The 13,617-nt window shown below is 71.3% G+C and carries 12 protein-coding genes; 6 read left to right on the top strand and 6 right to left on the bottom strand.

Annotated elements, in window-relative coordinates:
- Positions 1–34 precede the first annotated feature (34 nt).
- Positions 35–1,306 carry a hypothetical protein gene (locus tag VGU65_RS13420; RefSeq protein ID WP_327476509.1) on the top strand — a complete coding sequence of 424 codons (1,272 nt, stop codon included), beginning with the start codon at positions 35–37 and terminating at the stop codon, positions 1,304–1,306.
- A gap of 102 nt (positions 1,307–1,408) precedes the next feature.
- On the opposite strand, the gene gstA is transcribed toward VGU65_RS13420, so the two are convergent.
- Positions 1,409–2,035 carry a glutathione transferase GstA gene (gene gstA, locus VGU65_RS13415; protein ID WP_327476507.1) on the bottom strand — a complete coding sequence of 209 codons (627 nt, stop codon included), beginning with the start codon at positions 2,033–2,035 and terminating at the stop codon, positions 1,409–1,411.
- A gap of 103 nt (positions 2,036–2,138) precedes the next feature.
- Between gstA and VGU65_RS13410 the strand changes: the two genes are divergently transcribed.
- Positions 2,139–2,573: a winged helix-turn-helix transcriptional regulator gene (locus VGU65_RS13410; protein ID WP_327476505.1), complete on the top strand. Its 435-nt coding sequence runs from the start codon at positions 2,139–2,141 to the stop codon at positions 2,571–2,573.
- A gap of 97 nt (positions 2,574–2,670) precedes the next feature.
- Here VGU65_RS13410 and cysK read toward each other — a convergent pair whose 3' ends face one another.
- Entirely contained in the window at positions 2,671–3,651 is a 981-nt protein-coding gene (gene cysK / locus VGU65_RS13405; RefSeq protein WP_327476503.1) for a cysteine synthase A, read from the bottom strand.
- Positions 3,652–3,698: 47 nt separating this feature from the next.
- On the bottom strand, positions 3,699–5,183 hold the full coding sequence (cysG, locus tag VGU65_RS13400) for a siroheme synthase CysG (protein WP_327476501.1): 1,485 nt from the start codon (positions 5,181–5,183) through the stop codon (positions 3,699–3,701).
- Positions 5,184–5,475: 292 nt separating this feature from the next.
- On the opposite strand from cysG, the gene VGU65_RS13395 reads away from it, so the two are divergent.
- Positions 5,476–6,468, top strand: coding sequence for a LysR substrate-binding domain-containing protein (locus VGU65_RS13395; protein WP_327476499.1), 993 nt, complete (start codon positions 5,476–5,478; stop codon positions 6,466–6,468).
- A 37-nt stretch (positions 6,469–6,505) separates the two neighbouring features.
- On the opposite strand, the gene VGU65_RS13390 is transcribed toward VGU65_RS13395, so the two are convergent.
- The 3 genes from VGU65_RS13390 to VGU65_RS13380 are packed head-to-tail and all read right to left on the bottom strand — an operon-like array spanning position 6,506 to position 10,801.
- Complete coding sequence (locus VGU65_RS13390) at positions 6,506–7,228, bottom strand: phosphoadenylyl-sulfate reductase (RefSeq protein ID WP_327476497.1); 723 nt, start codon at positions 7,226–7,228, stop codon at positions 6,506–6,508.
- On the bottom strand, positions 7,225–8,928 hold the full coding sequence (gene cysI / locus VGU65_RS13385) for an assimilatory sulfite reductase (NADPH) hemoprotein subunit (RefSeq protein ID WP_327476495.1): 1,704 nt from the start codon (positions 8,926–8,928) through the stop codon (positions 7,225–7,227). Before cysI ends, VGU65_RS13390 begins: the two co-directional genes overlap by 4 nt.
- Position 8,929: 1 nt before the next feature.
- Positions 8,930–10,801 carry an assimilatory sulfite reductase (NADPH) flavoprotein subunit gene (locus VGU65_RS13380; RefSeq protein ID WP_327476493.1) on the bottom strand — a complete coding sequence of 624 codons (1,872 nt, stop codon included), beginning with the start codon at positions 10,799–10,801 and terminating at the stop codon, positions 8,930–8,932.
- 160 nt (positions 10,802–10,961) lie between these two features.
- On the opposite strand from VGU65_RS13380, the gene VGU65_RS13375 reads away from it, so the two are divergent.
- From VGU65_RS13375 to VGU65_RS13365, 3 genes are read left to right on the top strand one after another with little or no spacing between them, the layout of a single operon-like run.
- Positions 10,962–11,711, top strand: coding sequence for a sulfite exporter TauE/SafE family protein (locus tag VGU65_RS13375; protein WP_327476491.1), 750 nt, complete (start codon positions 10,962–10,964; stop codon positions 11,709–11,711).
- 59 nt (positions 11,712–11,770) lie between these two features.
- Positions 11,771–12,955, top strand: a complete 1,185-nt coding sequence (locus VGU65_RS13370) for a ribosomal protein uL16 3-hydroxylase (protein WP_327476489.1) — start codon at positions 11,771–11,773, stop codon at positions 12,953–12,955.
- A complete protein-coding gene (locus VGU65_RS13365) occupies positions 12,952–13,455 on the top strand; it encodes a DUF7931 domain-containing protein (protein ID WP_327476487.1) in 504 nt (167 codons plus the stop codon). Before VGU65_RS13370 ends, VGU65_RS13365 begins: the two co-directional genes overlap by 4 nt.
- Positions 13,456–13,617 lie beyond the last annotated feature (162 nt).

The following is a 13,617-nucleotide window of genomic DNA, read 5'->3' as shown; positions in this document are numbered from 1 at the left end:
TGCGACATCCCCTTCCGGCCTCCGCGCCCTGGCCATGTCCATCACGCTTGCGGTGGCGTCGGCGCCGGCGCTCGGCGCCGTCGACCACGCGGGCGCCGAGCGCGTCTTCAGCGAAGCCAAGGCTATCTGCCAGCGCGATGCCGGCGCGCTGTGGGGTCATAGCCTGTGCGGTCCGATGCTGCTGGTCGACCCGGCCGACCGCGCGATCGTCGCCAACCAGGCGGACGACAGCGGCGCGCTGAAGGCCACCGGTGAGGTATTCACGGGCACCCTGCCGGCCTCGGAAATCATCGCCAATACCAGCATCTCCTGGTCGGGCGTGCGCTGGAGCGAAATCCTCTGGCCGCTGCCGCAGGAGACGGCCAAGCGCCACGTGATGCTGGCGCACGAGATGTTCCACCGCATCCAGCCCGAGCTGGGCGTGACCTTGCACGAAGGCGACAACCAGCATCTGGACACCCTCGAGGGACGCTATCTGCTGCAACTCGAATGGCGCGCGCTGGCCGAGGCCTTGCGCGCGCCGAGCACTGCCGCGCGGCGCGGCGCGATCGGCGATGCCCTGCTGTTCCGGCAGGAGCGCTACCGCCGCTTTCCCGGCGCGGCAGACAACGAAAACGCGCTGGAGTCGAACGAGGGCGTGGCCGAGTACACCGGCGTGCGCCTGGGCCTGGACACGCCGCAGGCGAGGCACGACTACGCCATGCAGGACCTGTCCGCCTTCGTCGGAGCGCCCACCTTCGTGCGTTCGTTCGCCTACGCGACTGGCCCCGCCTACGGCCTGCTGCTGGACCAGGCCGACCCCGCGTGGCGCGGCAAGCTCCATTCGGGCCAGCGGTTGGACCAGTTGCTGGCCACGGCGCTGCACCTGCCTGCGCCGGCGTTCGACACGCTCGCCGCGCGTGAGAAGGCCTACGACGACGGCACGCTTCGCGCCAGCGAGGTACGTCGCGACCAGGCCAGGCAGGCGCGGCTCGCGGCCCTCAAGGCCAAGCTGGTCGATGGTCCGGTGCTGGCGCTGCCGCTGCTGCACGAGCGCCACCAGTTCAACCCGCAAACCCTGCAGCCGCTGGGCGACTTCGGAACCGCCTACCCCACCATGCGCCTGTCCGACGACTGGGGCGTGCTGGAAGTCGAGGACGGCATCCTGCTCAATGGGCACCGTGCCACCGTCTCGGCCGTCGGCGCCGATCCGGCGGGTCTGAAGGGCGCCGGCTGGCGGCTGCAGCTCAATCCCGGCTGGACGGTGGTGCCCGGGGCGCGCAAGGGCGATCTCGCGGTCAGGCGCGCGGGCGATATGCCGCACTGACTGCCGGTCCATCGAACGCTGCGCGGGGCGGACTGAAGCTGCGGCTGGCGATGCCGAAAAAAATGCCGCCCGCTCAAGCGGGCGGCATTTTCGAGGTCTGCCTCAGGCCGCTGCGGTGGCGCGGCGCGCCAGCCCTTCGGCGTCCATCACCGCCTGCACCGCCGGCCGCTCGGCCGCGCGCTTCTGGAACGCCAGGACCGCCGGGAAGTCGGACAGGTCCAGATCCACGTGGCGCGCCCAGTTGGTCACGGTGAACAGGTAGGCGTCGGCAGCGGTGAACCGGTCACCCAGCAGCCAGGGCTGCTTGGCCAGCACGGCATCGATCACCGCATAGCGCTTGCGCAGGTATTCCTTGCGCTCCTGACGGGTCGCCTCGGGCGTGTCGGGTTTGAACAGCGGGCTGTAGGACTTGTGCAGCTCGGAGTTGATGTAGCCCAGCATTTCCTGCAGGCGGTAGCGCGCCAGCGTGCCGTTGGCCGGCGCCAGGCCCGAGGCCGGCTTGAGGTCGGCCAGGTACTGCACGATCGCGGGGCCTTCGGTGAGCACTTCGCCGTCGTCCAGTTCCAGCGTGGGCACGTAGCCCTTCGGGTTGATCGCCAGGAAGTCCGCACCGCTCTCGGTGCGCTTGGTCTTGGTATCGACCTTCACCAGCTGCAGGGCGATGCCGGCCTCCTGCGCGACGATGTGCGGGGAGAGCGAGCAGGCGCCGGGAGAGTAATAGAGCTTCATGCGGGAACTCCTTGTGGGGGTGGTGGACGTCGCTGGGACGTGGCCGGCATCCTAGCCGCGACGGTTACTCATGGATACCACCTAACCGGGAATTAGTGCCAGAATGTGGTATCCCCACGGTTACCGCATGCACGAGGAAAACCCGCCCATGGGCCTGCCGCTGCGCAAGAGCAAGGTCGCCGCGCCACCGCCGGCGTGTCCGCTCACCGAGAGCCTGGCGCTGCTGCGCGGCGCCTGGGCGCCCAACGTGATCTGGTACCTGAGCGCCGAGCCGCGCCGTTTCGGCGAACTGCGCCACGACATCCCGCGCATTTCCGCGCGGGTGCTGAGCGCGCGGCTGCGCGAGCTGGAATCGCGCGGCCTGGTGACCCGCCGCGTGCTGGACAGTTCGCCGCCGTCGGCCGAGTACGCGCTCACCCCGCTCGGCCGCGAGCTGTTGCCGGCGATCGAGGCGCTGGCGAAAGTGGGGCGCAAGCTGATCGACCAGTGGGAGCTGGGATCGTCGCGCGCGCGGCCGCGGTCGCGGCGCGCCGCCTAGCTTGTCCATTGGGGATGTATGGCGCGCGCCCCGTTCGCGCCATCCGCCCTCCGGACACCCTCCCCCGCAAGCGGGGGGAAGGGTCACGTGACGCGGCTCAGACCGCCGCCACCTTCTGCCCCAACGATGTATTGGGCGTTTCCACCTCGTCCGAGCCCTCGTTGACGCCTTCGAACAGGAAGGTCGACAGGTAGCGCTCGCCGGTGTCGGGCAGCATCGCCAGCAGCACCGAGCCTTCCGGCGCGTCCTTGGCCACCTGCAGCGCCGCCGCCAGCGTGGCGCCGGAGGACAGGCCCACGAAGATGCCCTCCTGCTGCGCCAGCGCGCGAGAGGTGTCGCGGGCGACGGTGTCGTCGATGCCCAGCAACTGGTCGATCACCTTGCGGTTGAGCACGGCCGGCACGAAGTCCGGCGTCCAGCCCTGGATCTTGTGCGGCTGCCATTCCTTGCCCGCCAGCAGCGAGGCGCCCGCGGGCTCCGCGCCGATGATCCTCACTTCCGGCCGCGCCACCTTGAGCACTTCGCCCACGCCGGTCAGCGTGCCGCCGGTGCCCCAGCCGCTGACGAAGTAGTCCAGCCGGCGGCCGGCGAAATCGCCCAGGATCTCGGCGGCGGTGGTCTGGCGGTGGTAGGCGGGATTGGCCGGGTTCTCGAACTGGCGCGCCAGGAACCAGCCATGCTGCTTGGCCAGTTCGGCGGCCTTTTCCACCATGCCGGTGCCGCGTGCGGCCGCCGGGGTGAGGAGCACCTTGCCGCCGTAGGCGCGGATCAGCTTGCGCCGCTCGATCGAGAAGGTCTCGGTCATCACCGCCACGAACGGATAGCCGCGCGCCGCGCACACCGCGGCCAGCGCCACGCCGGTGTTGCCGGAGGTGGCCTCCACCACTGTCTGGCCGGGCTTGAGGTCGCCGCGCTGCTCGGCGTCCAGGATGATCGCCAGCGCCAGCCGGTCCTTCACCGAGCCGGCGGGATTGAAGGCCTCCACCTTGACGTAGAGCTCGACGTGCTTGGGCGCGAGGCGGTGCAGCTTGACGATCGGCGTATGGCCGATGGTGTCCAGGATGCTGTCGTAGATCATGGAAGTGCTCCTGCAATGGATGCCGGCGAACACGCCGGCGTGAAGGTTCAACCCTGGTGGAGCGCGGCGAGCACGTCATCCGGGCGCGCTGCCGGGCGGGCGCGGGCCGCCCTGCCCGCATCGCCGGTGTCATGGGCCGCCGCGCCCAGCGGAGGCATGCCGAACCACGCCAGCGTGGGCGCCAGCGCGGCGACCTCGCCGAGTATCAGCAGCGCGGGTGAACGAACCGCATGGGCTCGGGCGCGTTCGGCAAGCTGGGCCAATGCGCCGGTGACCACCCGCTGACCCTCGCGCGAACCGTTCTCGACCAGCGCGAAGGGCGTGGCCGGCGACCGGCCGTGTTCCAGCAGCCGCGCCTGCAGCGTGGCCAGTTCGCCCACGCCCATGTAGACCGCCAGCGTCTGGCGCTCCTGTGCGAGCGCGGCCCAGTCCAGCGTGCCCTGCGAGGACTGGCAGTGCGCGGTGAGCAGGCGCACGGACTGGGCATGGTCGCGGTGGGTCAGCGGCACGCCGGCATAGGCGGCGCAGGCCAGCGCCGCGGTGATGCCGGGCACCACTTCGTAGCCGATGCCGTGGGTGCGCAGGAATTCCAGTTCCTCGCCGCCGCGACCGAACACGAACGGGTCGCCGCCCTTCAGCCGCACCACGCGGCGGCCGGCCTGCGCATGCTCGAGCAGCAGTCGATGGATCTGCTTCTGCGTGGCGTGGTGGTTGCCTGCCTGCTTGCCGACCTCGATGCGTTCGGCGTCGCGCCGCGCGAGCGCCAGCACCTCGGCGCTGACCAAACGGTCGTGCAGGATCACGTCGGCCTCGTTGAGCGCGCGCAGGCCGCGCAGGGTCAGCAGGCCCGGATCGCCCGGGCCGGCGCCCACCAGCACGACGCAGCCGGCGTCCGGGGTGGGATCCCCGGCCAGTTCGCGTTCCGCGGCCGCGCGCGCCTCGTGCTGGCGCCCCTGGCGCAGCAGGCCAGCCACCGGGCCGGCGAACAGCCGCTCGTAGAACTGCCGCCGCGCCGCCGCAGCCGGGAAACGCAGGCGCACGCGCGGGCGCAACCTCGCAGCCAGCTCGGCCAGCGCGCCGAGGGAATCGTCCAGCAGCGCCTCCAGCCGCTCGCGCAGGAGCCGGCTGAACATCGGCGCGTGGCCGCCGCTGGAGATCGCGATGGTCAGCGGCGCGCGGTCGATCACCGCCGGCACGTGGAAGCTCGAAAGCTGCGCGTCGTCCACCACGTTGACGAACAATCGCCGCAGCCCCGCCATCTCGGCCACCAGCGCATTGGCCGCACGGTCGGAAGTGGCGGCCACCACCAGCCAGACCCGGTCCAGCCAGGCCTCGCGGAAGGCCTCGGGCCGATGCGCGATGGTTCCCTGCTCGAACCAGCGCCGCAGCGCGGGTGTCAGCTCCGGCGCGTTCACCGTCACCTGCGCCCCGGCGTGCAGCAGCGCCGCCACCTTGCGCTCGGCCACCACGCCGCCGCCGACCACCAGCACGGCGCGGCGCGAAAGATCGGCGAACAACGGGTAGAGCCTCAAGGGAGCGGCCTGCAAGACGGGGATGGGCCACGCTAGGCGGCCGCCTTGCGGGCGACAAATGATTTGTCGCCAAGACCATATGCATTCACGTTATGTGGACCGCGGCGCATCGACCATTTCTTGACAGTCGAATGTATTGGACGTATAGACGTCCAAATTATGGATACAGAAAAACACCTCATCCGCGATCACGACGTCCCGGTCGAAGGGTGGGCGCACAGCGCGCCCGCGCGATGTAGCTGCGCCCCGTCCGCAGCCGCCCCTTCCGCCGAACGAACACGGATACCGAGCCATGACCCTGGTGCAACTGCGTTACCTGGTCGCGATCGCCGACTCAGGCCTCAACATCACCGTCGCCGCCGAGCGCGTGCACGCCACCCAGCCCGGCCTGAGCAAGCAGCTCAAGCAGCTTGAGGAGGAGCTCGGCTTCAAGCTCTTCGTACGCAAGGGCAAGAGCCTGGACGCGGTGACCCATGCCGGCCGCCAGGTGCTCGAGCGCGCGCGCGCCATCCTCGCCGAGGCGGCCAACATCCGCTCGATCGCCGCCAACCTGCGCAAGGAGGCGCATGGCGAGCTGCGCATCGCCACCACGCACACCCAGGCGCGCTTCGCCCTGCCGTCGTCCATCGCCGCGCTCAACCTCGCCTATCCGCAGGTGAGCGTGCACCTGCAGCCGGGCCACGACGCCGACGTGCTGGCGCAACTGGAGGCCGGCCGGGTGGACATGGCCGTGGTCAGCACCGCCGGCGCACCGCCCGCCCTGGGTATCGCCCTGCCCGCCTACCGCTGGCGCCGCGTGGTGGTGGCGCCCGCGGGCCATGCGCTGGCCAGGCGCAGCCTGCCGCCTACGCTGGCCGAACTGGCCGCGCAGCCGCTGATCAGCTACGACTCCTCACTCAAGCCCGAGTCGTCGCTGCGCCGCGCCTTCGAGAATGCCGGCCTGGACCCGCAGATCGCCATGACGGCCGGCGACGCGGACCTGATCAAGACCTATGTGCGCGCCGGGCTGGGCATCGGCGTGCTGGCCGAGATGGCAATGCTGCCGGCGGACGCCGACCTGCGCGTGCTGCCGGCCGACCACCTGTTCCCGCAATGCACGACGTGGATCGTGCTGCGGCGGGAAACCGTGCTGCGCGAATACGTGCTGGAGTTCATCGGGCGGTTCGCGCCGCACCTGGACCGGCGCGACGTGGTGCGCGCACTGACCGGCGCCGCCGTTTCCCCGACCTGGTCCGATGCGCCGCACTGGCGCGAGCGGCCGCTCGCGCTGCCGGACGCGGCCTAGCCGCGCCCGCATCCGGAGGCCGAAGCAGACTGTCGCCTCAGAGGAGGTCGTGCAGCCCGCATTCGCGTTTGAGGCCGAAGAAGCGCGTGTCCTCCGGATCCATGCCCGGTTCCCAGCGATGGCTGGTGTGCACGTCGCCGATGGAGGTGTAGCCCTGGTCCCACAGCGGGTGGTACGGCATGTCGTGGCGCTTGAGATAGAGCCAGACGTCGCGGTCGCTCCAGTCGGCCAGCGGGTGGAATTTCCAGCGCTCGTGGCGGTACTCGGCGAACCCCGTATCGGCGCGGCTGCGCGCCTGGCTTCGCCGCAGGCCGGCGAACCAGCCGACGGCGCCCAGTTCGGCCAGCGCGCGCTGCATCGGCTCGACCTTGCGTATCCGGTTGTAGCGCTCGATGCCTGCCACGCCCTGCTCCCACAGGCGGCCATGGCGGGCCTCCATCCAGGCCGGGCTGAGCGCGGCGCGGTAGACCTTGAGGTTCAGATCCAGCCGCTCGGTGAGCTCGTCGACAAAGCGGTAGGTCTCGGGGAACAGGTAGCCGGTGTCGATCAGCACCACCGGGATGCGCGGGCTCTGCCGGCTCACCATGTGCAGCGACACCGCCGCCTGCGCGCCGAAGCTGGAGGACAGCACGTGCGGACCGGGCACATGTTCCAGCGCCCAGGCCACGCGATCCTCGGCGCCCAGTCGCGCAAGCTCGGCGTTGATCGCTTCCAGACTGCGTGGCTCCCAGGCCGGCTGCACGACGGGGCGCGCGTTCATGCCGGCACCTGCGCCGCGATGCGGCGCTCAGGCCGTGGCGCGGGCGTCGCGAGCACGCCGGTGCGCCACAGGAAATCGCCGAAGCCTTCGCCCGGCTCACGGCCGGCGGCATAGGCGGCGAACAACGGATCGAGCGCGTCCAGGATGGCTGGCTCGTCCACGTTCTCGCGGTAGGTCACGTTCATGCGCTGCCCGCTGAAGTCGGCGCCCAGGCGCAAGTCGTAGCGGCCGATCGCGCGCCCGACCAGCGCGATCTCGCCCAGGTACGGACGCGAGCAGCCGTTGGGGCAACCGGACAGGCGCAGCAGGATCGGCGCATCGAGCAGGCCGTGGTGCTCCAACCGCGCCTCGAGTCTTTCCAGGACCGTCGGCAGGTAACGCTCGCTCTCGGCCATGGCCAGGCCGCAGGTGGGCAACGCCACGCAGGCGATGGCGTGGCGGCGCATCCCGCTCTGCCGGCGGTAGCCGTCCATGCCGTGCGCGGCGACGATGGCGTCGATGCGCGCCCGGTCGTCCGCATCCACGTTGGCGACGATCACGTTCTGGTTGCAGGTGAGGCGGAAATCGCCCGTGTGCACGCGGGCCAGTTCGCGCATGCCGCTCTGCAGGCGCTGCGGGCCGCGGTCCAGCAGCCGCCCCGACTCGATGTGCAGGGTGAGGTGCCAGCGGCCGTCCTCGCCCCCGGTCCAGCCGTAGCGGTCGCCGTTGTGGTCGAAGCGGAACGCGCGCGCCGGCTGCAGCGCGAAGCCCAGGCGCCTCTCCAGTTCGGCCTTGAACACCTCGGTGCCGCGGTGGTCCAGCGTGTATTTCAGGCGCGCGTGCTTGCGCTCGCTGCGGTCGCCCCAGTCGCGCTGGATCGCGATCACCTCCTCGGCGGCCGCGCGCAGCTGCTCAGGCGTGACGAAGCCGATCACCTCGGCGAGCCGGGGATAGGTTGTCGGATCGCCGTGGGTGGCGCCCATGCCGCCGCCGATCGCCAGGTTGAAGCCGGCCAGGCGGCCGTCCTCCTCGATGGCGATCAAGCCCAGGTCCTGCGCGAACACGTCGATGTCGTTGAGGGGCGGGATCGCCAGCCCGATCTTGAATTTGCGCGGCAGATAGATCTTGCCGTACAGCGGCTCGGGCTCCGGTTCGCCGACCAGCTTTTCGCCGTCCAGCCACAGCTCGAGGTAGGCGGTGGTCTGCGGGGCCAGTTCCGCCGACAGCTTCGCTGCCCAGGCATAGGCCTGGGCGTGCAGGCCGGACTGCTCCGGCAGCGGTGTCGCCACCACGTTGCGCAGCACGTCGCCGCAGGCGGCGATGGTGCTGGCCATGGCGTGGTGGATCGCGGCGATGGTGGGCTTGAGGTTGCCCTTGAGGACGCCGTGCAACTGGAAGGTCTGGCGCGTGGTGATGCGCAGGCCGCTGGAGGCGTAGTCAGTGGCGAGCCGGTCGAACACCAGCCATTGCGCCGGCGTGACCACGCCTCCGGGCAGGCGCGCGCGCAGCATGAAGGCGTACAGCGGCTCGAGCTTCTGCCTGCGGCGCTCCTCGCGCAGGTCGCGGTCGTCCTGCTGGTAGCTGCCGTGGAACTTCAGCAGCTTGGTGTCCGCCTCACTGATGCTGCCGGTGACCGGGTCGGCCAGGCCTGCGGCGATCGAGCCGCGCAGCTGGCGGCTGCGCTCCTTGATGTGTTCGAGTTCGGAAAGCTTGGGGGGCATGTCAGTACACGTCGCGGGCGTAGCGGCCCTGGGTGAGGAGATCGGCGAGCCAGGCCCTGGCGTCGTCGGGGGAGTGGCCGCCGTGCGCCACGGCGATATCGATAAGCGCCGCATGCACGTCCTTGGCCATGTGGCTGGCATCGCCGCAGACGTACAGGTGCGCGCCGCCCTGCAGCCAGGCGTAGAGCTCCCTGCCCTGCTCGCGCAGGCGGTCCTGGACATAGGTCTTTCGCGCATCCTGCGCAAAACCCCGCCCATCCATGGGCGGACTCTTCACACAAATCCCGCCGCCATCGCGCGAGAAGGCCAGGTCGAGGCGGTGCAGCGAGCCGTTCTTCAAGGCTTCCTGCCATTCGACCTGGTAGAGGAAGTCGCGGGTGAAATGGCGGTTGCCGAAAAAAAGCCAGTTGCGGCCGCGCGCCCCGGTCTCGCGGCGGTCCTGCACGAAGGCGCGGAAGGGCGCTACGCCGGTGCCGGGGCCGATCATGATGACGTCGCGCGCATCGTCGGCCGGCAGGCGGAAGCGGTCGTTGGCCTCGATGAACACCGGCACCCGGGCGTCCTCCTCCTGCGCGGCGAGGAAGGCCGAGGCCGCGCCCCAGTGCGGCACGCCGAAGGCCGCGTACTCGACCTTGGCCGCGGTCAGGTGGACCTCGTCCTCGCCCACGGCGCGCGGGCTGGAGGCGATCGAGTACAGCCGCGGGGTGAGCGGGCGCAGCGCGGCGACCAGTTCCTCTGCGCGCCACGCCGCGCGGTAGCGGCGCAGCAGGTCGATCGGCTGGTGGCTGTCCAGCAACTCGGCGAACTGCGCGGCGTTTTCCTTGCGCAGCACGCGCATCAGGTCGGCGTGACCGCTGGCGGCGGCCTGCGCGGCGACGAAGGCGCGCGTGAGCCGGGTCAGTTCGCGCTCGCGCGAGAGCCATTGCGCCAGCGGCAGGCTGCGGCCTTCGTGGACGACTTCCTGCTCGCCGTCCAGGTGCAGCGCTTGCAGCCACTGCGCCACCAGCGCGGGCGGATTGACCGGCCAGACGCCGAGAGCGTCGCCGGGCGCATAGCGCAGGCCGGAGCCCTCCAGCGAAAGCTCGATGTGGTGGACGGCCCGCTCGCTGTCGCGCGAAACGATGCGCTGGTTGGCCAGCACGGGGGCGGCGAACGGCTGCTCGCGCGAATGCGTGCCGCGGCTGGGCAAGGCGTGCACGGTGGCGCTGCGGGCGGCGGCCGGCGCGGTACTGCCGAGTGCCTCGCGGGCCTTCTCCAGCGCCTTCGCCGACCATGGCGTGGCCACCGCCCCGACGTCCACGTCGGCCTCGCCCAGCGGCGCGAAACGGGCCGCGCCCAGTTCGGCCAGGCGTTGGTCGAGCTGGCGGCCGACAGCGCAGAACCGCGGATAGCTCGAGTCGCCCAGGCCAAGCACGGCATAGCGCAACCCCGGCAGCCTGGGCGCACGCTTGCCGGCGAGGAACTCGACGAAGCCGCGCGCGTCGTCCGGCGGCTCGCCGTCGCCCTGCGTGCTGATCACCACCAGCAGGTGGGTTTCCTTGGCCAGCTCGCGCTGCGGATAAGCGTCGGCACGCACCAGCCGCACCGGCAGGCCGGCCGCCTCGCCGCGCGAGGCGAACTGCTCGGCCAGGCGCTTGGCGTTGCCGGTCTGGCTGCCGTAGAGGATGGTCAGCCGTGGTGCGTCCGGCGCGCCGGCCGGGGTGGCCTCCGCACGGCGAACGCCGCGCTGCGCCTGGCCGGCCCGGGCGGCGCTCCAGGCGGCCACCCAGTAGAGCTCCTCAGCGGCCAGCCCCTCGGCCAGCCTGGCGAGCAAGGCGCTCTTTTCCGCGCTCAGCGCGATGGGCAACGGCTCCGGGGCGACCAGGGCATTCACGACGTCTTTCCTTTGGACGGCCGGTGTGGGTTCCGGCCAATCTAGGCGGCGCCGTCACGGCAGGGAAAGGACAGCTCGGCATGTGGTTATGCCGAGGCCTTATTTCCGGCGCGCGCACGGCACTGCCGATACTCCGGCCTCCGCCTTTATCCTTTGCGCCATGCTTCCCCTCTCGGAGTTCCTCACTTTCGCTGGCGTCGGCGCGCTGGCCCAGCTGGTCGACGGCGCGCTCGGCATGGCCTACGGCGTGGCTTCGGCGACCATGCTGCTGGGCCTGGGCGTGCCGCCGGTGACCGCCACCGCGAGCGTGCACCAGGCCGAGGCCTTCACCTGCGGCGCGTCGGGCGTCAGCCACTGGCTGGCCGGCAACGTGCGCTGGCCGCTGTTCTGGATGCTGACGGTGCCGGGCGTGGTTGGCGCCGTGGCCGGCGCGATGGTCGTGGTGCACGTGCCGGCAGGCTGGATGCGGATGGCGCTGACGCCCTACCTGCTCGGCGTGGGCCTGTTCCTGCTCGTGCGCGGCGTACGCAACCGCCCGACCGGCACGGACACGCCACGCGGCACGCCGGTGCTGGGCCTGGCCGCAGGCTTCGCCGACGCGGTGGCCGGCGGCGGCTGGAGCGCGCTGACCGTGACCACCCTGGTGGCCCGCGGCGCGACGCCGCGCACGGTGATCGGCACCGTGCACCTGGCCAAGTGCGTGGTGAGCGTGGCGGCCAGCGCGAGCTTCCTTTACCTGGTCGGGCTCAGCCATGGCGCCGCGGTGCTGGGGCTGATCGCCGGCGGCGTCCTCGCCGCGCCCTTAGGCGCACTGTTCGCGCGACGGCTGCCCGCGCGCGTGGCGACGGTGCTGGCGGCCATCGCCGTGCTGGGCCTGGGACTGAACAACGTGGTGAAGCTGATGGGCTGAGGCATGCGCTTATCGCGCGCTGCGGGCTCCTGGCGCAGACCCGGCCGTACAATGGACCGATGAACGACAAGCTCCCCATCGAAGTCCGCGGCTCGGCCAGGCAGCCACTGGGCATGCCGCCGGCGCAGTTCCTGCGCGACTACTGGCAGAAGCGCCCGCTGCTGATCCGCAACGCCTTCCCCGATTTCCAGCCGCCGCTGCAGCCGGACGACCTCGCAGGGCTGGCCTGCGAGGAAGGCGTGCTGTCGCGGTTGATCGTCCACGACCAGGCGCGCGACCGCTGGTCGGTGAAGACCGGCCCGCTGGACGAAGCCGACTTCGCCGGCACGCCGAGCACGGACTGGACCCTGCTGGTGCAGGACGTGGACAAGTGGGACGCCGACGTGGCGCAGCTGCTGGAACAGTTCCGCTTCCTGCCGAGCTGGCGCATCGACGACATCATGATTTCCTACGCCGAACCGGGCGGCGGCGTCGGTGCCCACGTGGACCAGTACGACGTGTTCCTGCTGCAGGGGCTGGGCCAGCGGCACTGGGCGATCAGCACCGATCCGGCGGCGCCCAAGGACTTCCGTCCCGACGTCGAGCTCAAACAGCTGGCGCATTTCGAGCCCACCCACGAATGGCTGCTGGAGCCGGGCGACATGCTCTACCTGCCGCCCGGCGTGCCGCACGACGGGGTCGCCTTCGGCGGTCCCTGCATGACGCTTTCCGTGGGCATGCGCGCGCCCTCACAGGCGGAACTGACCGGCGACCTGGCCGATTACCTCGCCGAGCGGCTGGACGAGGCGCAGCGCTACACCGACGCCGACCTCGCCCCGGCACGCGCCGCCGGCGAGATCGACGCCGCCGCGCTCGCCCGCCTGCGCGCGGCGCTGCCCTTCGCCGCCGCGCTGGACGAGGACAGCCTGCGCGACTGGTTCGGCCGCTTCATCACCCGCTACCGCAACGCGCAGACTCCCGCGCCGCCGGCCCGGCCGATGACGCCGGCGGCGCTGCGCAAGCGCATGGAAGGCGGCGCCACGCTGCTGCGCCATCCGTGGTCCCGGCTGGCCTGGAGCCGCGGCCGGCGCGGCGCCACGCTGTTCGCCAACGGCCACGCCTACCCGGCGACCGGCGAACTGGCGCAGCGGCTGTGCGCGCAAAGCACGCTTGCCTTCGACGACGTACCCGGCGGCACCGCGCTGGACCTGCTCACCGCCCTGGTCAACGACGGCCATCTCGTGCCGCACAAGGCCCGCCGGTGACCGGCCAGGCGCCGGACCCCAGCGGCACGTTGCCGGCCGGCAGCGCCGACGAGCTGGCCGCGGCGCGGCTGACGCTGCTTGCCCAGGCGCGCCGCCAGGTGGACATCCGGCTGCCGCGCCTGGACGACTCGCTTTATTCGAGCGCGGATGAACTGGCCGAGCTGCGGCGCATCGCCACGGCCGGCCGCGGCGCGCAGATCCGACTGCTGCTGCACGATCCGGCCGCCGCGCTGCGCGACGGCCACCGCCTGCTCCTGCTGATGCAGCGGCTGCCGAGCGTGCTGAAGGTGCGCATGCCCGTCGAGGAGATCGACCTGGGCGACATCTCGGCCTGCCTGCTCATCGATGCCGGCGGCTACCTGTTCCAGCCCGATGCCGAGCGCCCGCAGGGTCGCGCCGCGCTGGCCGACCGTCCCGGCTGGGCGCCGCTGCGCCAGCAGTTCGACGAACGATGGGAACGCGCCCAGCGCGCCGGCATGCTGCAGCCGCTGGACCTGTAGGCGGCCCGGGACGGACAGGAGGCTAGGTGTGATCTCTCAGTAGGTTGTTCACCCGGGGCGATCCCGGGATTCTGGAGGTGCGACCCAACCAGCACACCAGGAGCCCCGGATGAACCTGCATAAACATGCCCGTCTTACGCCCCGAGGTCGAGCCCTGCTCGT

Origin of the sequence: Frateuria sp., assembly GCF_035943815.1 — a bacterium.
Lineage (GTDB): Bacteria > Pseudomonadota > Gammaproteobacteria > Xanthomonadales > Rhodanobacteraceae > Frateuria_A.
The sequence above is the reverse complement of the archived record's forward strand: the minus strand, read 5'-3'. Positions and strand labels throughout refer to the sequence as shown.